Annotated in this window: 21 protein-coding genes and 1 pseudogene; 12 read left to right on the top strand and 10 right to left on the bottom strand. The window is 61.8% G+C overall.

The genetic code is table 11. The features are described from left to right. Positions 1-504 precede the first annotated feature (504 nt). The 3 genes from GRI59_RS15430 to GRI59_RS15420 are packed head-to-tail and all read right to left on the bottom strand — an operon-like array spanning position 505 to position 6,339. Entirely contained in the window at positions 505-1,965 is a 1,461-nt protein-coding gene (locus GRI59_RS15430; RefSeq protein ID WP_160762149.1) for an efflux transporter outer membrane subunit, read from the bottom strand. Next, positions 1,962-5,153, bottom strand: coding sequence for a multidrug efflux RND transporter permease subunit (locus tag GRI59_RS15425; protein ID WP_160762148.1), 3,192 nt, complete (start codon positions 5,151-5,153; stop codon positions 1,962-1,964). The genes GRI59_RS15430 and GRI59_RS15425 overlap by 4 nt, the downstream gene beginning before the upstream one ends. A 10-nt stretch (positions 5,154-5,163) precedes the next feature. Beyond that, positions 5,164-6,339 (bottom strand): efflux RND transporter periplasmic adaptor subunit, encoded by a 1,176-nt coding sequence (locus tag GRI59_RS15420; protein ID WP_160762147.1) that lies wholly within the window; start codon positions 6,337-6,339, stop codon positions 5,164-5,166. A gap of 755 nt (positions 6,340-7,094) precedes the next feature. On the opposite strand from GRI59_RS15420, the gene GRI59_RS15415 reads away from it, so the two are divergent. Genes GRI59_RS15415 through GRI59_RS15400 form a run of 4 tightly spaced genes read left to right on the top strand, consistent with a single transcriptional unit; the run spans position 7,095 to position 11,523 of the window. Next, complete coding sequence (locus GRI59_RS15415; RefSeq protein ID WP_160762146.1) at positions 7,095-7,463, top strand: SnoaL-like domain-containing protein; 369 nt, start codon at positions 7,095-7,097, stop codon at positions 7,461-7,463. Then, a complete protein-coding gene (locus tag GRI59_RS15410; protein WP_160762145.1) occupies positions 7,456-8,754 on the top strand; it encodes an MFS transporter in 1,299 nt (432 codons plus the stop codon). Before GRI59_RS15415 ends, GRI59_RS15410 begins: the two co-directional genes overlap by 8 nt. 1 nt (position 8,755) lies before the next feature. Continuing rightward, entirely contained in the window at positions 8,756-10,159 is a 1,404-nt protein-coding gene (locus GRI59_RS15405; RefSeq protein ID WP_160762144.1) for a peptide MFS transporter, read from the top strand. Then, positions 10,156-11,523, top strand: a complete 1,368-nt coding sequence (locus GRI59_RS15400; protein ID WP_160762143.1) for an APC family permease — start codon at positions 10,156-10,158, stop codon at positions 11,521-11,523. The genes GRI59_RS15405 and GRI59_RS15400 overlap by 4 nt, the downstream gene beginning before the upstream one ends. Before the next feature lie 501 nt (positions 11,524-12,024). Here the strand turns inward: GRI59_RS15400 and GRI59_RS15395 are convergent. After that, positions 12,025-12,948 carry an NmrA family NAD(P)-binding protein gene (locus GRI59_RS15395; RefSeq protein WP_160762142.1) on the bottom strand — a complete coding sequence of 308 codons (924 nt, stop codon included), beginning with the start codon at positions 12,946-12,948 and terminating at the stop codon, positions 12,025-12,027. Between the two features lie 742 nt (positions 12,949-13,690). Between GRI59_RS15395 and GRI59_RS15390 the strand changes: the two genes are divergently transcribed. The 4 genes from GRI59_RS15390 to GRI59_RS15375 all read left to right on the top strand — a co-directional run bounded on the left by GRI59_RS15390 (position 13,691) and on the right by GRI59_RS15375 (position 17,846). Further along, entirely contained in the window at positions 13,691-14,980 is a 1,290-nt protein-coding gene (locus tag GRI59_RS15390) for an Hsp70 family protein (protein ID WP_160762157.1), read from the top strand. A gap of 277 nt (positions 14,981-15,257) precedes the next feature. Next, on the top strand, positions 15,258-16,442 hold the full coding sequence (locus GRI59_RS15385) for an LVIVD repeat-containing protein (RefSeq protein WP_160762141.1): 1,185 nt from the start codon (positions 15,258-15,260) through the stop codon (positions 16,440-16,442). Between the two features lie 308 nt (positions 16,443-16,750). Further along, positions 16,751-17,260, top strand: coding sequence for a hypothetical protein (locus GRI59_RS15380; RefSeq protein WP_160762140.1), 510 nt, complete (start codon positions 16,751-16,753; stop codon positions 17,258-17,260). 187 nt (positions 17,261-17,447) lie between these two features. Further along, the gene (locus GRI59_RS15375; protein WP_160762139.1) at positions 17,448-17,846 is read left to right on the top strand and encodes a dihydroneopterin aldolase; all 399 of its coding nucleotides are present in this window, start codon (positions 17,448-17,450) and stop codon (positions 17,844-17,846) included. Positions 17,847-17,898: 52 nt separating this feature from the next. Here the strand turns inward: GRI59_RS15375 and GRI59_RS15370 are convergent, their stop codons facing one another. After that, a complete protein-coding gene (locus GRI59_RS15370; protein WP_160762156.1) occupies positions 17,899-17,985 on the bottom strand; it encodes a DUF2805 domain-containing protein in 87 nt (28 codons plus the stop codon). Here GRI59_RS15370 and GRI59_RS15365 point away from each other — a divergent pair. After that, positions 17,984-19,234, top strand: coding sequence for an ADP-ribosylglycohydrolase family protein (locus GRI59_RS15365; RefSeq protein ID WP_160762138.1), 1,251 nt, complete (start codon positions 17,984-17,986; stop codon positions 19,232-19,234). The two genes, GRI59_RS15370 and GRI59_RS15365, sit on opposite strands and share 2 nt — an antisense overlap. Positions 19,235-19,300: 66 nt before the next feature. On the opposite strand, the gene rfbB is transcribed toward GRI59_RS15365, so the two are convergent. Both rfbB and GRI59_RS15355 read right to left on the bottom strand, forming a co-directional pair. After that, positions 19,301-20,359, bottom strand: coding sequence for a dTDP-glucose 4,6-dehydratase (gene rfbB, locus GRI59_RS15360; RefSeq protein WP_160762137.1), 1,059 nt, complete (start codon positions 20,357-20,359; stop codon positions 19,301-19,303). Continuing rightward, a complete protein-coding gene (locus GRI59_RS15355) occupies positions 20,352-20,576 on the bottom strand; it encodes a hypothetical protein (protein ID WP_160762136.1) in 225 nt (74 codons plus the stop codon). Before GRI59_RS15355 ends, rfbB begins: the two co-directional genes overlap by 8 nt. A gap of 342 nt (positions 20,577-20,918) precedes the next feature. Between GRI59_RS15355 and GRI59_RS15350 the strand changes: the two genes are divergently transcribed. Continuing rightward, positions 20,919-21,626 (top strand): hypothetical protein, encoded by a 708-nt coding sequence (locus GRI59_RS15350; RefSeq protein ID WP_160762135.1) that lies wholly within the window; start codon positions 20,919-20,921, stop codon positions 21,624-21,626. Between the two features lie 44 nt (positions 21,627-21,670). Next, positions 21,671-21,916, top strand: a complete 246-nt coding sequence (locus GRI59_RS16075; RefSeq protein WP_419866811.1) for an HGGxSTG domain-containing protein — start codon at positions 21,671-21,673, stop codon at positions 21,914-21,916. A gap of 345 nt (positions 21,917-22,261) precedes the next feature. On the opposite strand, the gene GRI59_RS15340 is transcribed toward GRI59_RS16075, so the two are convergent. Both GRI59_RS15340 and GRI59_RS15335 read right to left on the bottom strand, forming a co-directional pair. Beyond that, the gene (locus GRI59_RS15340) at positions 22,262-22,699 is read right to left on the bottom strand and encodes a hypothetical protein (RefSeq protein ID WP_160762134.1); all 438 of its coding nucleotides are present in this window, start codon (positions 22,697-22,699) and stop codon (positions 22,262-22,264) included. Between the two features lies 1 nt (position 22,700). Beyond that, a complete protein-coding gene (locus GRI59_RS15335) occupies positions 22,701-22,955 on the bottom strand; it encodes a helix-turn-helix domain-containing protein (protein ID WP_202391054.1) in 255 nt (84 codons plus the stop codon). 29 nt (positions 22,956-22,984) lie between these two features. On the opposite strand from GRI59_RS15335, the gene GRI59_RS15330 reads away from it, so the two are divergent. Beyond that, positions 22,985-23,908, top strand: a complete 924-nt coding sequence (locus GRI59_RS15330; RefSeq protein WP_160762132.1) for a tyrosine-type recombinase/integrase — start codon at positions 22,985-22,987, stop codon at positions 23,906-23,908. A gap of 6 nt (positions 23,909-23,914) precedes the next feature. On the opposite strand, the pseudogene GRI59_RS15325 reads toward GRI59_RS15330, so the two are convergent. Further along, a pseudogene (locus GRI59_RS15325) lies at positions 23,915-24,067 on the bottom strand (UDP-glucose 6-dehydrogenase); the annotation flags it as partial.

Here is a 24,067-nt window from a genome sequence, read left to right as displayed (position 1 = left end):
ACCATCGTTTCATACTGCCGAGGTTGCCCTTTGAGGGATCAAGTCATTGTAATCCAGCCTGGGTCAACCGGATAGCCGCAAAAAAGTCGAACCGGAATAAATGACAGCATCCGGCTTTCCATCCCGACCTATCACGTGGCTGTGATTGAGGCGCGTTGCCAGCGAACTAGCTCTTCTTGTGACTGGGGCAGATGCGCGATCCCGAAAGCGGCATGGCGGCTTTGGGCGGAGCCAGACGTTCTATTCAGCGGTCACGAACGACCGGGTCTGAGTGGGCTGCCACCGGTTGCCCTGAACAGTTCAAATTGGGACATTCCCGCCGTTCCCGAATGGCACTTTTGAATAGCAGATCCTGCCATGGGCCGATGTTGGGCATTGGCTCGCCCGACATCCCAGAACAGTCCGTCGGCGGCAGCTTAGCTGTCATCCGCAGTGACCACGTGCGATCGTGACACCTGCTAGGGAGCTATTGCCACGCTAGGCCGGTCCGACAACGCCGCAGGATCATCGTTCCGGCACGGAGTTCGTCGTTGGTTCTGTAGTCTCCCCGCCAAGCGCGCGGTAAAGGGCCACTCGGTTGCTCGCTTCGACCAGCCGGGTCGTCAGCAGCGTTCGCTGCGCTTGATAGGCGGCACGCTGTGCATCGAGGCTGGCGAGGAAACTCTCGACCCCGCCGCGATAGCGCATGTCGGCGAGGCTGTAGGTGTCCTGCGCCGCATCGACGAGGGCGCGGTCGGCGCGCAACTGCTCGGTGATCGTGCCGCGCCGGGCCAGAGCGTCGGCGACGTCGCGGAAGGCGGTCTGGATCGCGCGCTCGTAGCCCGCCACGGCCGCATCGCGCTGTGCCTCGGTCTGGGCCACACCCGCGCGCGCCGCGCCGCCGGCGAAGAGCGAATAGCGCACGTTGGCGCCGACGTTGTAGTTGAACGCCGCGCCGGTGAAGAGGTTGGACAGCACGTTGCTCGAAAGCCCTGCAAGCCCCGTCAGCGTGATCCGCGGGAAAAGCGCCGCACGCGCCGCGCCGATATCGGCATTGGCGGCGCGCAGCTCGTATTCGGCCTGGAGCACGTCGGGACGGCGCAGCAGGATGGCGGAGTCCACCCCGGCAGGCAGGGCGCGCACGGCATCATCCGCATCATCGATCGACTGTGGCAGCAGCACCGCATTGATCGGCGCGCCGACCAGCAGTTGCAGCGCGTTCACATCCTGCGCGAGCGCGGTCCGCTGGCGGGCGACATCGGCCTCGGCGGTAGCGAGGATCTGTTCGGCCTGGCGCAGGTCCGAGCGCGGGGCGATCCCGCCGTCGAGCCGCAGCCGGGTGAGCTTGACCTGCTCGCGCGCGTTGGCGGCGGTGTCCTCGGCCAGCTTAAGCAGCGAGGCGCCGGCGGCATGGGTCAGCCACGCGTCGGCAATGTCGCCGATCAGCGTAAGCCGCGTTGCGCGCGCGGCGGCCTCGGTCCCGAAATAGCGGTTCAGCGTCGCATCCGACAGCGAACGCAGCCGCCCGAACAGGTCGATTTCGAAGGCGGTCGTGCTGAGGTCAGCCGTGTAGCGCCGCCCCGCAGTCGAGGGACTCGACGACGGGTTGTTGCCGATGTCGATGTCCTGATTGCGGTTCTGGTTGGCGGTGCCGTTGTCGAACTGCGTTCGCCCCGCCGTGGCATCGATGCGCGGGAGTTGGGCGGCGCTCTGGATCTGGTATCGCGCGCGCGCGGCCTCGATATTGGCGGCAGCGATGCGCAGGTCGCGGTTGTTGCCAAGCGCCTGTTCGATCAATTGGATCAGCCGGGGATCGGCGAAGACGTCGCGATAACTCATCACCGGCAGCGCCGCCTCGCTCTGCGCGAGATAGGCATCGCCAACCGGCCATGAGGCTGGCACGGGGGCTGCCGGCTGGACATATTTGGGCGCCATCGAGCAGCCCGACACCAGCGCCAGCGCGGCAAGGACACCAAGCCGCGTCATGCCGCGCCCGCGGTGGGCTTGGGGCCGATATGCAGCTTCTTCAGCGTGTCGCGGGTGGTGCGCCGGACGATCACGAAGAACAGCGGGATGAAGAAGATCGCCAGCACCGTCGCGGTCAGCATTCCGCCGATGACCGAAGTGCCGATCGCGATGCGGCTGTTCGCCCCCGCGCCGCTCGACAGCGCCAGCGGCAGCACACCGAAGATAAAGGCGAGGCTGGTCATCAAAATCGGGCGCAGGCGCAGGCGCGCAGCTTCCAGCGCTGCATCGATCACCCGCGCGCCGCGTTTCTCGGCCTGCTCTGCGAATTCGATCACGAGGATCGCGTTCTTGGCGGCAAGGCCCATCGTGGTGAGCAGCCCGATCTGGAGATAGACGTCGTTCTCCAGCCCGCGCAACGTCACCGCGAAGACCGCACCAACCAGCCCGAGCGGGATCACCAGCATCACCGCCACCGGGATCGTCCAGCTTTCGTAGAGCGCGGCTAGGCACAGGAACACTACCAGCAGCGAAAGCCCGTAGAGCAGCGGGGCTTGGCCGGAGGACAGGCGCTCCTGGAACGACAGGCCCGCCCACGCGACGCTGACCCCGGGGATGTCCTTCGCCAACGCCTCGATCCGGTCCATCGCCTCGCCCGAGCTCTGGCCCGGCGCCGCCTGCCCGTCGAACTGGAAGCTGGGATAGCCCTGAAAGCGCGAGAGCGTGGTGGGCGTGGTCGACCAGCGGCTGGCGGCAAAGGCGCTGAAGGGGGCCATCTGGCCATCGCCGCCGCGAACGAACCATTGCCCGATATTCTCGGGCGTCGCGCGATAAGGCGCGTCGGCCTGCACGAAGACGCGTTTCACCCGGCCACGGTCGATGAAGTCGTTGACGTACTGCCCGCCCCACGCTGCGGACAACGTGGTGTTGACGTCCGCCTGATTGAGCCCGATCGCGGCGAGGCGCAGCTGATCAATATCGACCTTCAGGGTCTGTGCGTCGGGAAGCTCGCCCAGCCGCACACCTGCCAGCACCGGATCGCCCGAGGCCGCCTCAAGCAGCTTGTCGCGCGCGGCGATAAATTCCTCGCGACTCATCCCGCTGGTGTTCTGTAGCTGGAGCGTGAAGCCGTTGCTCTGCCCCAGCCCGCGGATCGCTGGGGGGACGAGCACGTTGACCTGTGCATCGCGGAAGCCGCCGAAGGCCTTGGTCGCCCGTTCGGTGATCGCCTCGGCGCTGTTCTCGGCCCCCTCGCGCTCGGACCAGTTGACGAAGTTGACGAAGCCCTGCCCGGTGTTCTGCCCCCCCGAGGAGCCCTGCCCGCCGCCGATCACGCTGAACATCACCGCGATGTTACGGCGCTCGTCATTCAGCATGTATTTCTCGATCGCCAGCTGCACCTCGCGGGTGCGGCCCTGCGTCGCCCCGGCGGGCAGGCGCATCTGGAGCTGGGCGGCCCCCTGATCCTCGGTCGGCAGGAAGCCCGTTGGCAGCCGCACGAACAGCGCTACCAGCAGCGCCACGACGATGGCGTAGATCGAGAGGAACAGCCACTTGCGATCAACCACCAGCGCGACTGCGATCACGTAGCGTTTGGTCCCGCGCGTGAAGGCGCGGTTGAAGGCATCGCGCGCTCGCGCCAGCCGACCCGCGCCCCACGGCCAAAGGCGGTCAAACCCGCTTGTCTCACCCGCCTCGCCATGCCGCTTCTGTTTCAGCAGCGAGGCGGTCAACGCCGGGCTGAGGATCAGCGCTACCAGCGCCGAGAGCACCATCGCCGAGACGATCGTAATCGAGAACTGGCGATAAATCACGCCCGTCGATCCGCCGAAGAAGGCCATCGGCAGGAACACCGCCGAAAGCACCACCGCAATCGCCACCAGCGCGACCTGGATTTCGCCCATCGACTGAATGGTCGCTTCCTTGGGCGTCATCTCGGGGTTTTCTTCGAGCAGGCGCTCAACATTCTCGACCACCACGATCGCGTCATCCACCAGCAGACCGATGGCGAGCACCAGCCCGAACAGGGTCAGCGTGTTGATGGTGAAGCCCGCCATGTAGAAAATCGCGAAGGTGCCCAGCAGCACCACCGGCACCGCGATAGTGGGGATCAGCGTAGCGCGCCAGCTTTGCAGGAACACGAACATTACTATGATCACAAGCAGGATCGCCTCGATCAGGGTCTGCACCACCTCTTCGATGGACAGGCGGATGAAGGCCGTGGTGTCGTTGGCGTAGGCGACGTTGTAGCCCGGCGGGAAACCGGCCTTGGCCTCCGCGACCGCGGCCTTGACCAGATCGGCGGTGGCGAGCGCATCGGCCCCGGGCGCGAGCGAGATCGCGAGGCCTGCGCCGGGGTGGCCGTTGATGCGGCTCGACGCGGCGTAGTTTTCCGCGCCAAGCTCGACCCGCGCGATATCGCCCAGCCGCACCACCGCGCCGCTCTGATCGGCCTTGAGGATGATCGCCTTGAACTCTTCCGCCGTGCGCAGCCGCGACTGTGCGGTAACAACCGCGTTGAGGCGGTTGGTTTCGGGCTGCGGTAGGCCGCCCACTTCGCCCGCGGCGACTTCGGTGTTCTGATTTCGGATCGCGGCGATGATGTCGCCTGGCATCAGGCCGACCGCGGCGAGCTTGTTGGGATCGAGCCAAACGCGCATCGCATATTGCGATCCGAACACGTTGGTCTCTCCCACGCCTTCGATGCGGGACAATTCGTCCTGCAGATTCGAAACGAGGAAGTCGGAAACATCGATGTTGGTGCTGCGGTCGGTCTCGTCGTAGACGCCGACGATCATCAGGAAATCGGGGTTCGACTTGGTGACGCGCAACCCCTGCTGTTGCACCTGCTGCGGCAACCGGGCGAGCGCCTGTTGCACCTGGTTCTGCACCTGCACCTGTGCGATATCGGGATCGGTTCCCTTGGCGAAGGTAGCGCTGATGTTGACCTGACCGCGCGCGGTGGAACTGGAGCTGAAATACAGGAGCCCGTCGACCCCGGTCAGTTGCTGTTCGATGATCTGAGTGACGGAGTTCTCAAGCGTTTCGGCCGACGCGCCGGGGAAGGTCGCGCGGATATTGACCTGCGGCGGGGCAACATCGGGATATTGCGCGACCGGCAGAAGATAGATCGACCCGAGCCCTGCCAGCATGGTGATGATCGCCAGCACCCAGGCAAAGATCGGCCGTTCGATGAAAATGCGAGACATCGCTTGCGCCTCAGGGCTTGCTGGCGGGCGTGGACCCGGGTTTGGGAGCCGCGATTACCTGCGGCTTGCTGGCGAGCACCGGCTTGATCGGCGCGCCGGGCTTGAGCTTGGCGAGGCCCTGTACGATCACCTTTTCGCCGGGCTTCAGCCCATCGGTCACCACCCAGTCGCTGCCGACGGCGCGCGCCGCGGTGACCTTGCGCTCGGCCGCCTTGTTGTCGGCATCGACCACGAAGACGCTCGCCTCGCCCCGCGCGTTGCGAGTGAGGGCCGGCTGGGGGACGAGGATCGCGCCCTTGTCCACCGCCTGCTCGAACCGGGCACGCACGAACATGCCGGGCAGCAGAAGGCCTTGCGGGTTGGGGAAGCGAGCGCGCAGCGTGACCGTGCCGGTCCCGGCATCGACCATCACCTCGGAGAACTGGACCTGGCCGCGCTGCGGGTATTCGCTGCCATCCTCGAGCACGAGGCCGACCGAGGTGCTGCCCGGCACCGCGCCGCCTTGCGCGAGCGCGCGGCGCAGCGCGAGGAGCTCGGCGCTCGATTGCTGGATGTCGACGAACACCGGATCGACGCCCTGGATCACCGCCAGCGGTTCGGCCTGGTTGCCGGTCACGAGCGCGCCGACCGTAAACAGCGACCGGCTGATGCGTCCGCTGATCGGAGCAGGCACGCGGGTGAACTGGAGGTTCACGTCGGCAGTCTGCAACTGCGCGCGCGCCTGTTGCACCGCGGCAGCGGCGGCCCGCGCTGCGGCGGCAGCGTCGGTATAATCCTGCATCGCCACCGCCTGCGCCTCGGCCAGCGGCTTCAATCGTTCGGCCCGGATGCGGGTCGCCTCGGCATTGGCGATCGCACTATTGAGGTTGGCGCGCGCTTCATTGCTTGCGGCACGGTAGAGGCGGGTGTCGATCTCGTAGAGCGTCTGGCCTGCGCGCACCACGGCGCCTTCGGTGAAGAAGCGGCGGCGAATCAGCCCGGTGACCTGCGGGCGCACTTCGGACATCTCGAAAGCCGCGATCCGCCCGGCAAGCTCGACCGCAACGGGAACGTCAGCCGTCTCGACGACGACGTAGCCGACTTCCGGCGTGCCTTTCTTGCGCGGATCTTGCGCCGCTTCGCCTGAGCAACCGGCAAGCAGGAGCGCTCCAAGTCCGGCCAGTGCCAGACGGGAAATGGGCATCATTTTCACCGGGAGAGGAAACAGAATGGTGGGTACTCGCTCGTGATCTTAAGGCCTGCGCATGTAGCTAGTTACGCAAACAACACATTACAGGCCTAGGCGGTATGGGGCAAATTGCCGCATTTTTCGCTCGCACTGCCCCGTGGCTGTCGTACTTACCCATGGGCGAACAAAGCAGCGCGACTAAGGCTGTAGACGCCCTTACGCATTTCCGACCGGTATCGGCGAGATAAAACGCTCATCGACACACGTGGCAATGACCGTAATTGGGTCGTCGGCAGTCGTTGCCGAGTTGTTGATCGGACGGCAGCTTTCCGTCCCTAACGCTCCCGAACGTAGCGTGCCTGATGTCGATCTGGTCCGAGATGCAGCCGATCTGCCGGATTTGGCAGCACCCCGAATTCATCCCCTTTGCCCAGCGCAGCGGCATGGCGGACGCGTGGGACAAGTAAGGCTGGCCGGATTTGCTGCCGCGTCCGACCAACCGCCTCCAAGGGGCCGATTGACGTTTTTTTCACGCTTTATTGACGCAGCACCCAATTGACCATTGACGCTAAGGCACCGCATTCTGCGGGCCAGAACTTAGCATGACAATTCAGTGCCATGGGCCGTCGGAACCGCGCGTTTCGGCCCCTGCTCTGCTGCGTCCAGCCCCGGGGGGAGGCATAATGGTGGCAAGGCGAGTGCCAAGCGGCGAACGGCGCTGCGCCTGGGGGGCGTCGCTGGCCACATCTTTGCCCAAGTCTGCGGTGGCATTGATGGCTGCCATAGACGATGCTGCCCGTGAATTCACCGCGATGCTCCGGCTCGGCCAATTGGAGGTAGCGGGGAAGACATTCTGGTCCCCCGATGTGACCAGTTCCGCGCCTGCGGCATTATCCGACGACATTCCCGCAACCCCCTCCGGTTTGGCCGCAGTGCGCGCAATTGGGAGCGCGCGGGTTGGCACGGTCCGGATCGACGATCTTGGCATCGACGGGCCGTTTGTCACCGGCAACCAGTTCGCATTGTTTCTCGACATGTTGATCACCGACCCGGCCAGCGGCGAGGCCAAGCCCTTCGCCGAAATCGGCATCGTCACCGTCCGCGACGGGTGCATCGTTGAAGAAAGGTTTTTCTATGCCTGACGCCATCATCGCATTCGCCGCGCCGCCCCGTCCACTGGCCCTGAGCGAACATCGCACGTTGCGCATTGCGGTGCTGTTCCTGCTCTATGTCGCGCAGGGGCTTCCCTTTGGGCTGATCGATTATGGGCTGCCTGCCTGGCTGGCCCAGAACGGTGCGTCGGCAGCCGCCATCGGCGGTGTGCTTGCCATGATCATCCTGCCGTGGACCTTCAAGCTGGCGTATGGCTTCATCATGGATCGCTACGCTTTTCTGGCAATGGGGCGCCGGCGGCCATGGATCATCGTGGGCCAATCCGGCCTCGTCGCGGCGTTTGTTGCCATGGCGTTGATGAACCCCGGCGTGGAGCAGATCGGCCTGATCGCGGCCCTTGCCTTTGCGATGGGTCTTGCCTCAGCCTTTCAGGACGTCGCGGTCGATGGGCTCGCGGTCGATATCCTACCGGCCGAGGAAATCGAGCGGGTCAACGGCTATATGTTCGGCGGTCAGGCGATCGGCATGGCAGCGGGTGCTGCTATCAGCGGCTATCTGATTGCCTATCACGGCCTGCCCGCAGCAGCGCTGACGCTGGCCGCGATCATCGCCGCCATCCTCGTTCTTGTGCTGGTCGTGCGCGAACGCCCTGATGAGCGGCTGTTGCCATGGACAAAGGGCACGGCGTCGCAGCGCAACCTTGATCTCCACCTCGGTGCGTTTGGCCCGATCATTCGCAATTTGTTCACTGCAATGTTCACACGGCAGACGCTGATCTTTGTCCCCGCCCTGATCGCGGTCACCGCAGCATGGGGGATATTCCTGGGGCTCGCACCGCTGTTTGCCACCAACATCCTCGGTTGGGAAAAGGCGGGCTACAGTAGCTTGGCGGGTCAGGCCAATCTGTTCGCGGGGGTTGTCTGTGTGGTGTTCATCGGCGCGGCGGCCAGCCGTTGGGGGGCGCGGCGCCTATTCATCGTCGGCTCGTTGCTATCCTTTGTCGGGGCTGCGGCAATGGTGGCGCTGCAGGATCATTGGGCAACCCCGGCTCTCTTCATCGGCGCAGTTTTCCTCTTTACGACCCTCGCCTTTCTCAGAGGCGTCACTGGCGGTTCACTGGCGATGCGGCTGTGCACGCCGGCAGTCGCCGCGACGCAATTCGCGGTGTTCATGGCCATTTTCAATCTCGGGCGAACAGCCGCCTCCGCCTCGCTCGGCTGGCTCGATAGCCTTGGCGGCATTCCCGCCATGTTTGCCGCAATGGCGATATGCAGTCTGATCGCTGCCGGGTTCGCGCTAGCCGCCAAGGTGGGACGCTGAGATGGCAACCTTGATACAACATGATGGCCAGCATCTGATCGATGACCGCACCTTCTTCGGCCATCCACGCGGCCTTGCCTATCTCGCCTTCACCGAGATGTGGGAGCGGTTCTCATACTATGGGATGAGCTCACTCGTCGTCTTGTTCATGGTGCAGGAGTTATTGCTGCCCGGTCATATTGAAAATGTGGTGGGGATGGCCCCCGTTAGGGGCGCGCTTGAAAATTTGTTCGGACCGTTGTCGCCGCAGGCTCTGGCAAGCCAGTTGTTCGGGCTTTACGGCGGGTTGGTCTATCTCACACCCATTTTGGGTGGGCTGATTGCCGACCGCTGGTTGGGTGCGAAAAGGACTGTGGTGATCGGCGTGCTGTTAATGACCGCGGGCCACTTTGCGATGGTTTTTGAACAAAGCTTTCTGCTCGCGTTGCTCTTGCTGATCCTCGGTTCGGGCTGCTTAAAGGGTAATATCGCCGCGCAGGTCCGCCATTTATATGGCTCTACTGATGAATCGCGCGCAACCCACGGCTATGTTGTTTTCAGCACGGGCATCAATATCGGTGCCACTGCTGGGCCGCTAGCGTGCGGGCTCTTGGCACAAATTTTCGGCTGGCATATCGGATTTGGCACAGCTGGAGTACTGATGCTTGTGGCCTGCGCGGTGTATCTGGCAGGCCAGAACTATCTGCCCGATGAAAAGCCGCGCGGAGGCGTGCGGCTTCCGAACGCCCCGCTGACCACTGATGAACGGCGCATCGTCATCCTTCTTGTGATGGTCATGACCCTGACCGTTTTCCCGGCCTTTGGATATTTGCAGAACTCCAATGTCGGAATGGTATGGATCGCGGAAAATGTCGATCTTGCGACATCGCTGGGTGATGTGCCGGTCGCATGGTTCGTTTCAATTGATGCATTCGCAAGCATCTTCATTGCACCGGTGCTTATCGCCTTTTGGCGCGCGCAAGCGAAACGCGGGGCTGAACCGGAAGATCTAAGCAAAATAGGGATCGGAGCAGGGCTCGTGGCGCTCTCACAGGCGATGCTCGCATGCGCAGCCTACATTAGTGGCGATGGCAAAGCCGGAATCGGATTGCCAATCATCGCATATTTTTCGACCGGCATTGCATGGATGTGGTTCTGGCCTGTTATGCTTGCGCTGGTATCGCGCAATGCGCCCAAGCAGATCCATGCGATGATGATGGGTTGCGCCTATCTCGTCGTTTTTGTCTCCAGCTTGTCCGTCGGTTTGCTCGGCTCACTTTACGAGAAAATGACGCCCACCCAGTTCTGGTTGATGTCCGCTGCCGTCCCCGCGACAGGAGCGCTGCTTATTGCTCTGTTTGGCCCGGCGCTGACCCGCGCTCTGGCCGGGCCGGCGCGGTTTAAACCGATAGGAGCGCCGGCATGACCGCCGCTGCTTCGCTCCCCACCCCCGGCCAGCTCCAGCTGCGCCTCGGCCTCGTCTTCGCGCTGGCGGTCAGCGTCGGCAACATAATCGGCTCCGGCATCATGCGCACCCCGGGACTGGTCGCCGATCAGGTGCCGGTGGTGTGGATGGTGATAGCGCTGTGGACGCTGGGCGGGCTGCATGTGATGCTTTCGGCCAATGTCGCATCCGAACTGATAACCAAGCTGCCCAAGGCGGGCGGGACTTACGTGCCGGTGCGTGCGGCATTTGGCGAATCCATGGGGCTGCTGTGCGGGTGGACCGACTGGCTGGCCAACACGGCAGCGATTGCTGCTCTGTCGGCGGCCTGCGCGACCTTTCTGGCGGCAATTTTCCCTGCCCTAGCAGCGTATCAGGCTCCGGTTGCGGCAGGCTTTGCGCTGGCTAGCATCGCAATCAACTGGCCCGGCGTGCGCGAGGGTCAGATCGCGCAGACAGCGGGATCGATCGTCAAGGTCGGCCTGATCGTGGGGGTGATCGCAGTCGCCTTCCTTGCCGAACCAATCCCGGTCAGCGAAGTCGTTTCCCGCGCCGGTGCAGGGATGAACGGCGCAGCGCCGGCGGTGGGGTTTTTCGCGGTGATCGCCGCCTATCAGATGATCTACGGCGCTTATACCGGCTGGCACGCACCGATCTATTTCGTCGAGGAGGATGCCAACGCGGCGCGGAACCTGCCCCGCGCCATGGGGGTTTCAATCCTGCTGGTCACCGCAATCTATGTCGCGTTCAACCTCAGCCTGCTGAGCGCACTCGACATGAACGCGCTGCGGACTTCTGAACTGCCAGTGGCGCTGGTGATCGGGAATGCCTTTGGCCGGTCGGGCGGGATCCTCGTAGCCTTGCTGGCAATCGTGATCGTGGCAGTGGCGATCAACGCGTTGGTCATGGGCACCAGCCGAGTTCTTTACGGCATGGCCCGCGACGGCCTGTTCCTGCCAGTAGCGATGCGGGTCAACAAGGGCGGCACCCCGCACGTAGCGCTTGCGATTACTGCGGCGGTCGCGGTGCCGCTGATCTTCTCCGGCGCCTTTGTCTTCCTGTTTAAGCTGGTGGCAGCGCTGGCGATTTTCGCCTTCTTTCTGTTTGAACTGTCGCTGTTTGCGCTGCGCCGCCAGCAGCCCGACTTGCACCGCCCGTTCCGTGCGATTGGCTATCCGCTGCTGCCCGCTCTGGTCTGCCTACTTGATCTCGGCCTGCTCATCGCTTTCATCGCGGCCGATCCGATGAGCGGAGTGTATATGGCGGGGCTTATTGCAGTGTGCACCCCGGTAGGCGTGGTGCTGCACCGGCGGCGCCAAAGGGCGACGTTTGCAATGACGACCTGATGGCGCTTCCCACCAAACCATTGCCATAGCGTGGCGTTCTGTCCGACCATAGCTAGTTATGACGGCGCAATTTGTGAGTGCTATTTAGGCGCAGTGGCGAATTACAGTATTCCACCCAGTTGCGGGCATCAGCGGGGTCCGGGCTCAATCCCGAAAGCTGCATGGCGGCTTTCAGCGGAAGCGGATAATCTCGTTTATAATCGGAAATGACTTAGCCTAGGTCGACAGCGGACAGGGCTCACGCGGGCCGCGAATGGCAGCGATTGCGAGTTCTGCTCCCAAGAGCTGCCATTCGGAAATCGACCCGACCTCGGACTTAGCGCCAGCCTCAGCAAGCGCCGCAATTGCAGCTGAGAGCGGCTTGACCTAAATTTCAGAGATTACCGGCTTTGGCTGGGCAGCTGCCGGGATGTCTTGGGACTTCGCGAGCAAACTCATGCTGTGCCTCAGTGAACTGGTAGCCCAGCGGGTGATAATCCATTCGAGCAGATGGTCACGGCGTTATCTCGGCAGGCCTAGACTCCAGTCCTTTGATTTTGCCCATTCGAGATGGCGCGTCGGCTCCATGCCGAGCAGATCGCGGGCGGACTGCGGGTTGACCAGCAAGGGCGAGGCGGACTGAGAATTATAGAACGCGTAGAACTTCGCCATGCCATCATAGATGCTCAGCGGTGTCACCTCCCGCGAACCGGTCACCATCGCACTCATGCGGGCCGCGAATTCCTCTGGCGCGAGGCTTTCGAAACGCACTGTGCGACCGATCGCTTCAGTAAGGTTCGCCGCGACATCATCGCCGACCAGCGCTTCTGGGCCACCGAGCGGGACACGGCGGCCGTCAGCAGCATCAGTCTCGAGCGCGCGGCGCATCGCTTGGGCGACATCTTCAAGACAAACCCAGTTGATCAGCAGATCGGGCTTGGCCGGATAGGCGAAAATCCCTTCGCGCATGATCAAGGGCCGGTTCCAGATCCGGTACTGGTTGTCCATGAACACGGTCGGTTCGATGAACACACACGGAATGCCGGTTTCTTCCAGCGCGCGCTCGATATCGCGGCGGCCGTCATGCGCCGACAGGTCAAGATCGTGGTCTGCGACGAAGCAGGCGGTGTTAAAGATGATCTTCTTCAGCCCCGCGCGCTTCGCTCCTGCTGCGATCTGGGCGCCGAAATGAGCAGCCTTCTCGCGGTCGAATTCGAACGGTAGGTGGAAGGCGGCGGCATCTTGCCCGGCAAAGGCCTGCGCCATCGCATCGGCATCAGTGATGTCGGCAAACACCGTAGGAAGCTCGGGAAACGGCGTATCCGCCATGGCATTGCGCCGGCGCACCCCGGCGGTAACGTCGAAGCCGTGCGCGAGCAATTCGGCAACCAGCGGTTGACCTTGATCGGCAGGAGCGCCGAGGACACAGACCTTGCGGATAGTCACGACCAAGCGCTCCCACTCAAGCGCGCAATGCCGCGTGGCCCGACGCTCTGGAGCCATAGCGCTTTGCTTGCCGGGCTAGCCGCGCGGCTGGAGCCCGAAAATCCTGTAACTTCAATCGATACCTGATCTTCAGTCGATTGGAACGGGCGGTTCTCAGGTGCGATTTCGCGGTACCAATTCACAATCTTGAACTCCCGTTCCCATTCACCCTGCCGCTCCGGCGGCCGTATCGGTTTCGGCCGATTAGCTACTGCTGCGGACCGCGGATATTCTTCAAATAGGCTAGACTGCGCGCACTCGACTGCACGCCCGTTCCGAACGAAAGACCAATACGGCAATCCATCTCATTGGGATTTCAATGGCTGCTTTGCTGTGCCTTGCCGGCTGTCAGCTTTGGGAGTTCCATCGGCGGCTATTGTCCGGAGCGGACATTCATTTCCGCCTCCGTGAGTGACTGGATCTGGGTCGACAATTATCGTTGCTGAGTAGCGGATCAGACGTCAGCTTTCCGGCTCTCGCCGCCAGAAAGCCGACATTCAGCAAACAGCCCAGTTGCTGAATGTCTGAAGACAGTTGAGCTGCCACTCGAAAATTTGCCCTCAAGCCATACGTTCAGAGCATGTGAACTGGCTGTGGAAAGCTGCAGCTGTCCTGTGCGAACTTGTGGGCCCTCGCGACGCGTGTAATAGGCGCCGCCTTTCTCGTTCATGCTCAATTTGAAAGGCCCGGCCCCGTGACTGGTATTGCGTCGACTGCGCTCGGCCTAGACTTTGGTACAACGAATACCGTCGTTGCGCTCAGCGGCGGCGAGGACAAGTCGCAACTGATTTCCTTTGACGGCGAGGAGGCGACGGGCGAGATTTTTCGGTCGGCGCTATGCTTCTGGGAAGAAGGCAGCGGGCCGAACGGCATTGCCAGCGAGGCCGGTCCGTGGGCAATCGCCGAGTATCTTCAGTCGCCGCTCGACAGCCGCTTCGTGCAGTCGTTCAAGACAGTTGCCGCAAGTCCGATATTCGAGCGCGCGCAAATCTTCGGACGGTCGTTCCGGTTCGAAGATTTCGGGCAGTTGTTTTTGCGAAAGCTCCGCGATCATGCCGGCGGCCAGCTATCAAGGTTACCGCCGCGCATCGTTGTCGGTCGGCCTGTGGAATATGCCGGCTCGCGTCCTGATTCAGCCTTGGCACGACAGCGCTACGATCTGATGTTTGAGCAATGGGGTTCGGAACTCCATTATGTTTACGAGCCACTGGGTGCCGCTTTCAGCTTTGCCTCAAGGCTTGATCGTCCAACGACTTTGCTCGTCGCTGATTTCGGGGGCGGTACGACCGACTTTTCGGTTGTTCGCGTGGCAGAGCCTGGCAGCCGCCGCCGCTGTCAGCCCTTGGCCTCGTCCGGCGTTGGCATCGCGGGTGATCGCTTCGACAAAAGGATCGTCGACCATCTCGTCCTGCCGCTGCTCGGCAAGCGTGGGATGTATCGGTCCTTCGACAAGATTCTCGAAATACCCGGAGGTTATTTCAACGACTTTGCCGATTGGTCCCGGCTTGCATTGATGCGCAACAAGCGAACGCTGGAGGAGCTTCGCAAGCTGCAACGCAACGCGGTCGATCCCGCCCCGATCGGACGCATGATCGCTCTCATTGAACATGAACAAGGCTTTCCACTCTACGAAGCTGTTGGCCGAACAAAGCGGGCGCTATCGAGCGGTGACGAAGCGCAGTTCGCATTTTCTGGCGGCGGTGTTGAGATCAATGCGGTCGTCAGTCGGCGAGAATTCGAGCGTTGGATCGCTGAAGACCTGCGGCGGATCGAAGCAGCGATGGATGCCGCATTGGTGAAAGCCAAACTGGAGCCAGCCGCTATCGACCGCGTTTTCCTCACCGGCGGCTCGTCACTTATTCCAGCTATCCGTGCCTTATTTGAACGGCGGTTCAGTGCCGAGCAGATTGCGACCGGCGGAGAGCTTACGTCCATTGCTCATGGTCTTGCGCTGATTGGCAACGATGCCAATCCTGCCGAGTGGAGCGTGTGACGATTTTGCTCCCAGAGGTCTTCGCGCTGAGCAATTGGCGGGTTCTTGCAGCAGATGTCGTTCATTGCCCCATCAGTGAACGACGCATTGTGGGGTGATGGCAGTTCGTGCCGAGTTGGTGATCGGACGGCAGCTCTCTTCAAATCAGCTCGATTTCCTGCCTTTCAGCAAGCGACCCCGTATGCGACATCGGGTTTGTGGAGTAAGCCGTCAATGCACCGAGGGGGGAATTCAGATGCTTCGTATCTTGCTAAGTGGCACTCTCGCTTGCACTTCGTTGGGCGCGATCGCCCAAGCTCCGCCGGCTGACAAGCCTGGTCATTACCTCTTCGTTTGGACCGCCGACCAGGTGAAGCAGGGCAACGACTTCCTAGCAGTGATTGATGCCGATCCGGCTTCACCCACCTACGGTGAGCTCGTCGCCAGCACGGACACTGACATAAAGTCTGTGCGCATCCACCATACAGAATATGAAATGCCTGCGGGCGGCATGCTATTTGCCAACGATCACGACGCTAATCAGTCGGTAATCTTCGACCTCCGCGATCCGCTCAAGCCCAAGGTAGCGGTGCGTTTTCAAAGCATGGGCGGTTACGGCATGCCTCACAGCTTCTTGCGCCTACCCAACGGAAACGTGCTCGCCTCTTTCCAATTCGTCGATCATGGCAGTCATGCCGATCATGCGGCGATGATGAATGGTCAGACCGGCGGACTGGTCGAGATCAATGACAGTGGGATGGTTGTCCGGTCGGTCAGCAACGCAGACCTGACGCTGCCCGACGATGGCCTCTTGCCTTACAGTCTTGCAATCCTGCCTGAAATCGACCGCGTCTTGGTCACCAACAGTCCGATGCAGGACCCCTACTTGCTGTCTAGCAACACCTATCAGGTGTTCCGCTTGTCGGACCTCAAGTTGCTCGGCACCCATCGTCTTGATCCAGGCCCAACCGGCAACGGAAATGTCGCACCTGAGGAAGCACGTGTTGCGGCCGACGGCTCGGTCTATGTCCAGACGTTATCGTGCGGCATCCAGCGGATCACCGCTCTCGACACGGAAAACCCCAAGGCCAAACTGGTCCACAAGTTTCCCGGCGATTTCTGCGGCGTTCCAACAATCGTGGGACGTTACCTTGTCCAAAGCGTGCCCAATTTCCATGGCTTTGCAGTGCTGGATATTGGCGACCCGGAGAACGTCCGCGAAGTCTCGCGCCTGAGCATCAGTAACGAGTTCAGCCCGCATTGGACCGGGTGGGACAAGAAGACAAAACGCCTCGTCGTTACCTCGGGCAAGAAAGGGGATCGCCTCTATTTGCTCAAGCTCGACGATAAGACCGGACAGCTTACCATCGACGAGACCTTCCGTGACACCGATGACAAAGTCGGCTTCAGCTTCGCCAGTCGGCAGTGGCCGCATGGATGGTCCGGGGAAGGGACCCCCCATGGCGCAGTCTTCTCGCGCTAATGTTCGGCCGCCGGTAGGCGCAGTGGTGAATGACGGTTTTCCACCCGGGTGCAGTCATCAGCGGGATCGGTGCTCGATCCCGAAAGCTGCATGGCGGCTTTCGGCGGAAGCAGACGTTATCGTTGATGATCAGGAATGACTGAGTCTGGGTCGACAGCCGACAGGGCCCACTCGGGCCGCGAAAGGCAGCGATTGCGGATTCTGCTATCAAGAGCCGCCATTCGGAAATCGACCCGATATTGGACTTAGCGCGAACGACAGCAAGCGCCCCAATTGCAGATGAGAGCGACTTGACCTAAATTTCAGAAATGCCTGCCAAGTCGCTCCGCAATTTCCGCTCCTATGCCGCGATGGAGGCGCTCAATATCGTGTTGGTGCCGGGCGCTGTTCTGTTGTTGGCGCCACCGGGAAACTGGGCAGAGATACTTGCGATGGGGATCGCCATGGCTGCCTGCGCGGGGTTCCTGTTTGTCGGCGCCGCTTATTGGGCCGGTTTGGATCAGCGGCTCACTACGTCAAACCGCTCGGCCATGACGAGAGCTCTGACTTTGGCTCACCGGCTTGAAATACCGTTATTATTGATCACCGCAGCTGCTTTGCCGATGCTGGCCTTTGCAATCTACAATGGCGGCTGGTCCTGGCCTGTAATCGGAGCAGCATTACTGACAGTGCTCGCAGCCTTGGAATACATCAATTACTACCACCGCCAGCTCCAGCATTTCGACCGTCCGAGCGACTTCAAGAGGCTTATGACTGGTAGCGGATTTCGACGGTCGCATATGGCTCGCGACCTCGCTGCTTACCGAAACGGGCGATGAACTGGTTGCCGTCGGCTGACCAGACTGCGCAACCTGCATACAGGCGCCATAGCGACGCGCAGGCGCTACAAGCCGTCCAAGTTTGCAATGACATCATAGCGGGCCGTACTGATCTTGCAGACATGAACCGGAGATCGCTTGCGTGGCGTGGCAAGCTGCAGACCGGCTCGAATAGAAAGCTCTACCCATGACCCGCCAAGCACGGATTGAACTCCGCGATCTTCACATCCCTGCATGTATCGGGACATATGGGCCGGATGATGTCGTTCCTGACTCCCATACTCTCGATCTTGATCTGACCATCTCTTCTCACTTGGTGCAGGTTGCCTCCGACGACATGGCCAATGTGTTCGATTACGATCCCCTTATTGCGCAGATTGCAGGGATCGCCCGGAGCCAGAAGTTCGAGACGCAGGAATACCTCATGACGCTGATCGTGAAGGCCTGCGCGGCTTACAGCCAAATCGACAGCATTCAGATTAGCCTGAGGAAAAGCCCGGTGCTGGCGGGCACAGGCTCGCTGGGAGTTCGTTTGACCATCGAGGCAGAGGATCTCGCCGAAATGCGCTCATCGGCAATCGAATAAAAGCCCGATCAGCCCCGATAGATCGCATCCGGCTCGTCACATCACGCCATGGTTACTTATAGATTTCGCGGCGGTCCGAGAATTGACGGACGCGCTTGCGCCACGCCCGGTAGCTGCCCGGCTTCAATGCCTGCCGCATGACGGCGCGGACCTCGTCCGCGTCAAGGCCATGGCATCATCTGCCTATCGCAGATGTCAGTACGCCTAGCGCTGCGTTTGAGGATGCCTGGCACCAGGCTGGAGCGCAGCTGCGTGATGTCCTGCGCGCGGGCTCCAACGTGTTGGTCCACTGCAAGGGTGGGCTGGGGCGGGCAGGGACCATCGCCAGTCGCCTGCTGATTGAGCTTGGGGCAGATCCCGAGACGGCAGCCGCAATGGTGCGGCAAGCACGGCCTGGGGCTATCGAGACCTCATCCCAGCTTGCTTATGTGCGTGCGCTGTCTGAAGTCTCAGAAGAGCAGCCCGAAACCCGTCGCGAGGCGCAGCGCAATCGGGCGCTGGGCGCGATGCTTGGCCTTGCTGCCGGTGATGCGCTGGGGACCACGCTTGAGTTTACGGCGCGTGACAGCAAGCCCCGGGTCACCGACATCGTCGGTGGCGGACCGTTTGGCCTCAAGGCCGGACAATGGACCGATGATACCTCAATGGCTCTGGCGCTCGCAGATAGTCTCATTACCTGCGGCGGTCTCGACGAGACCGATCTTATGCAGCGGTTTGTGCGCTGGCGTGAGCAGGGAGATTACTCTGCGACGGGCCGCTGCTTTGATATTGGGATCACCGTGAGCGGTGCGCTTCGGCGGTTCAAAGCAAGTGGTGATCCGTTTGCAGGCTCCATTGATCCGATGAGTGCAGGCAATGGCAGCTTGATGCGGCTTGCGCCTGTAACCTTGCGCTATTGGGCCGAGCCTCAAGTACTCCGCGATGTAGCAGCGCGGCAGAGCCGTACGACCCATGCCGCGCCTGAGGCGGTTGATGCCTGCGTTGCCTATGCCGATCTCATTGCTGAGGCCATTGCAGGACAGCCTCGCTCGCACATTTTGCGGCCGCGGCATGACGACTATGCTGGCAAGATCGCCGACATCATGGCTGGCTCGTGGCGCGGCAAGCACCGAAGCCAAATTCGCGGTTCGGGCTATGTCGCGCACTCACTGGAGGCATCGCTGTGGTGTGTTGCGCGGACCAGCAGCTTCGCCGACGCTGTCATCCTCGCGGCAAATCTGGGGGAGGACGCCGATACCACTGCGGCTATCACGGGGCAGCTGGCCGGCGCCCTTTATGGGGCAAGCGGCATACCCGAGGAATGGCTCGGCAAGCTTGCCTGGCGCGAGCGTATCGAGACCATGGCCAGCACGTTGTATGCGACTGGTGAGGGTTCCACGTTTGGATAATGGCGCTGGCCCATATGATAGCTCGGTTGGGCGAACCTAAATCGAGGCAGCCAACGCAGGGGCAGGTCAGTTCCTGGGCCTGAAATGCGCTCTCCACCAGTCCTCGTGATCCAGGTACCAGCGTAGTGTCCGGCGCAAGCCGTCATCGAAGGTTTGTCGCGGTTCATAGCCAAGTTCTGCAAAAGCCTTGGCCCCATCAATCGCATAGCGGCGGTCGTGGCCTGGGCGGTCGGCTACTAAGGCCTTCAGGCTTTCGGTTTTTTGCCCTTTCGCCGCCGCGGCAGCAGGAAACCGATCAGCGAGCCCATCGATTTCCTCGAATGCTCGATCCACCTCGCGGCAGATTGCATCGATCACGGTCATGTTGGGCAGCTCTGCTCCTCCCCCGAGGTTATAGGTCTCGCCTAGCTGGCCTTTGGCAAGGCAAGCCTCAATGCCCCGGCAGTGGTCCTCGACATGCAGCCAGTCGCGCACGTTCATCCCATCACCGTAGATTGGCAGAGTGCAGCCATGAAGCGCATTCAGCAAAAACAGTGGGATGAGCTTCTCGGGGTGCTGGTAGGGCCCATAATTGTTCGAGCAATTGCTGGTAGTCACCTGCAGTCCGTAGGTGTGATGATAAGCGCGCACCAAGTGATCCGAGGCCGCTTTCGAGGCAGAGTAAGGCGAGTTGGGTGCGTATGGTGTGGCCTCGTTGAAGGCCTGGTTTTCAGGCCCCAGCGAGCCGAACACCTCGTCGGTTGAGATATGGTGGAAGCGGTGTTCCTTGCCGTCACCCGCCAGCCAAACCGCGCACGCAGCCTTCAAGAGGCTGTGCGTGCCGAGGATATTGGTGTCGATAAACACGTCGGGCCCGCTGATCGAGCTGTCGACATGGCTTTCGGCGGCAAAGTGAACAATGGTCGCAATGCCGCGCTCGCTAAGCAGCCGTTCGACCAAATTTGTATCACGAATGTCGCCGACAATGAGCTCGGCATTGCTCGCGCCGCTTAGGGTCTTGCGGTTCCCGGCGTAGGCAAGCGCGTCCAGCACGATCACGCTATCCTCTGGGTGATGTGCATTCCAATAGTGGACGAAATTGCCGCCGATAAAGCCGGCGCCGCCCGTGACGAGCAAACTAGCCAAGTGCCTTCTCTGCGTTCAGCACGAGCCGAAGGTTGGAGTGCCAATCTATCGGGCCGTCTCCCAGAAAGGCCCGGGTTTCGCTGTAATCTAGCACGGCGAAACTCGGCCGCCCTGTTGTCGCCTCATCTTCTGATGGAGTTATGGGCTGGATTGTGGGCATCCGCTCGATCAGGCCGCCGCCGAGCTGCCCACTCGCTCCGGTGATGAGAACTTTCATGAAAAACGCTTTCCCCTTGGCAAGGCCGAGATCCTGTCCGGGTTGCTGCGAAAATCAGTGCCTAAGGAAGGTCATAACCTCTTGCCGGTCGGCCGCAAGAGCGCAGGAATGGCCCGCACGGCGGTCTGCAGGGCCAATCGGCCGCCTTAAGGCCCGTCAGGGCCGAGAATGCTGCCAACAATCCCGCCAGTTATGCTTGTCGCGCTACCGCTTCCGCTACTTGAGCGCCAGATCAGGTTATCGGGCGAGGCGGGGTGGGGGTGGGGTCGAAACGAAATTTGAAATTCATCCCCATGCACAGTAGCGATCCTGGGGTCCTCATTCAGATCGAGAGAGTGTATCTTGAAAACCCGACCTCTATTTCTGGTGAGACAAACGCCAATGCCGAGCAGAAAAGGTAAGGCTCCGAACGAGCCCCCCATTAGCACGAAGTCGCCGGACCACGCTGGCAAGGCGGGGGACCAGACCTCCGGGAATGGACTTCTGGAGTTTACCGGTTCGACGTCGCTGGACGTCGGAATCGCACTGGTTGAGCGCACCACCCATGCGATGTGGATGGCAGATCCCTCAGACGAAGAGACCCTCACCAAGACAATGTCGCTGGCCATGGAAGCGCTGCGGGGCCTGAAACCGCGCGACGAGGCTGAGGGCATGCTCGCCGCGCAGATGATCGCCAGCCACAATGCGGCGATGGACTGCATGCATCGCGCGATGACGCCAGGCCAATCGATCCAGGCGCGCGACATGAACCTCAAGCACGCAGCCAAGATGATGAGCCTTTACGAGCGGCAGCTCGCTGCGCTCGACAAACGCCGCGGCGCAGGACAGCAAAAAATTACCGTCGAGCACGTCACAGTCCAAGCCGGTGGTCAGGCTATCGTTGGCAATGTCACGCCTGAGGCGGTTGCAGCGCCCTACCCTCCCGCTCAACAGCTCCCTCCACAAGTGGCCGCCCTGGCCGATGAAACAGCAGCGAGCTGGGACGGCGAAGAGCTGACCCGTGCGCTCGAGGCCAAGACGGCAAAGTCACCCGCGGCGAGGCGAGGCTAGTGGCAAGGAAGCCGGTCGGCGATCATCCGCGCAACACCCGGCCGATGATGGCGAGCGCACGCTGCGGCGCAAAGACACGGTCGGGAACGCCGTGCCGCTCGCCGGCGGTGCGGGAGAAGGAACGGTGCCGGATGCATGGCGGCGCCAAGGGATCGGGGGCTCCCATTGGCAACCAGAATGCGCTCACCAACGAGTTATACACGCGTGAGGCGATTGCTCGGCGCCGGGCGTTCAACCAGATGCTGCGTGAAATGCACGAGCATCTGCGGGATTTCGACGAAAAGACGTGAAGCGCGACGGGAACAGGTCCCTCATTTGTTCCAGACCTGAAAACACTCAGGGCCTGCGCGCGCTGCAGATCATCGACTTGGCGAGCCCGGAACGCGCCCGGCTCTTGCGAAACGAAGATCGACAAAGCCAGCCTGCATAGGAGAACGGAGAGCGTTGCGACCGAAAAGAATTTGATGCGCCCGCCATCCCACAAGGCGGTGAAGTGCCTGTCCAGCTTGCCCGAGGCGGCAAGGATGACGTTCTTCACATAGCCGTGATAGGGCTTGTTTGGTGCTGTTTCAAAGGGCGCTCCTCGCTGCGGATTTGCTGATGCGGAAGGACATGGTTGTGCAAATGACCCAGTGCTACTGCACGTAAGTTGTTTTCCGCGTCGATCGGACTGGGTCAAGTCGGCCAGCCTGCGGTACAAGGGGCACGCCAGACGCTTGCAGGACTAGCCTGCGCAGCCAGGCGACGACGATCAGCGCGCAGTCGATGCCCAGAATGTCGAAGGCAAAGTCACTCCAGTCGGGCTCACGGTGCACACCGGGCAGGAATTGCAGCAGTTCTGTGATGCCGGCCCACACGCCCATCGCAAGGAGTAAGTGGGTTAGCGGGAGATGCGGATAGGCCGACGCCGCGAGAATGGTCATTCCGACGAACGCCGCGAAGTGCAGATGGGCATCATCATAGCCCTCGAGTGGCAGGCTAGAGAGATCGGCCAAGGCAAAGAAGGCGCTGCCGGAAACTATCGCGATCAGCACAAAGCCTCGCCAGATCGTAGCAATCGCGTGACTGCTCACATCAGGGGAATTCCTTCTCAAGGCGCAAGCGCACGCCGGGCGATGTGAGCGGATCGCCGATGAACTCGATGCCAGCTTGCTCAAGCGCGGCCTTGATCCGCTCAAGCGTGCCGGAACGTGAGGGCGGAACTCCTTCCACAGACTCCATCCGCTGAACCGTCTTCCATGTGACAGACGCCATCGCTGCGAGCTCGGCAGCCGAGATCTTCAAAAGCGCGCGGGCGCCACGAATTTGAGCAGACGAGATCGTTGACATGGCGTCCATTGAGTACTAATTTATGACTTATGCAGGAATTTTCTGAAGCTGACCTTCTACGAATTTTCGAACGCTGCCAAGGGGCTTACGCGGAACGCACCATCCGCAGCTACCGCAATGACCTAGGGCACTTTCGCGCCTGGTGCGAGGCTACCGGCACCCGCGCCCTCCCTGCCTCACCGCAGACCATCGCCGCGTTTATCGACGACCAAACCCAGACCAAGGCGCTCTCCACGGTCAAGCGGCGAGTGGAGGCGGTGAAGTTCGCGCACCGCATGCTCGACCTGCCCTCCCCCGTCGCGCACAGCGAGGTCAGGCTGGCGCTGCGCCGGGCCCTGCGCGCCAATCGCGCGCGCCCCAAGCAATCGCAAGGCCTCACGCACGCCATGCTCGACCGCATCGTCGCCGCCTGCCCCGATACTATTGCTGGCAAGCGCGACGCGGCGATTGTCTGCGTGGGATATGACAGCCTCGCGCGCAGCTACGAATTGTCGCAGCTCAAGGTCGAGCACCTCGCAGAAGATTGCGCGACACTGCTGATCTCCCGCGCCAAGAATGACCCCTCGGGCGTGGGCCGGATCGCATACCTGTCAACGCGTACGCGCGAGGTTCTTTGCACCTGGCTTGAGGAGAGCGGGTTCGCCACAGGCCCCCTGTTTCAGGGGCTGCATACACGCAAGCTGTCGGGTAGGCCGCTGTCCACCTCAGCCATCCGGCGACTGGTCAAACGGGCGGCCATGCGCGCCGATCTCAAGGACGGCGATGCGGAGCGCATCTCCGGGCACTCCATGCGCGTCGGCGCCGCCCAAGACATGATGATCGCCGGCCTCGATCACATCGCGATCATGCAGGCCGGCGGGTGGAAGACGGTGGATGTGGTGGCGCGCTATGTCGAGAATGCCGCCGCGCGCAATCTGCACCAGCGCCGCTGGACGCACTTGGCCCAGAGTTGAAACCGCTCAGGCCCGCCCGACGCTCACATAAGTGAATCCGGCGGCGGCCATGTCGTCGGGGTTGTAGATGTTGCGCAGGTCAACCAGCACGGGCGCGTTGGCGAGTTCCTTGACGCGCCTCAGATCGAGCGCGCGGAAGGCGTCCCATTCAGTCACGAT

It is taken from the genome of Erythrobacter ramosus, from assembly GCF_009828055.1.
GTDB classification, from domain to species: Bacteria; Pseudomonadota; Alphaproteobacteria; order Sphingomonadales; family Sphingomonadaceae; genus Erythrobacter; species Erythrobacter ramosus.
This window is presented reverse-complemented; position numbering and strand designations above follow the sequence as displayed.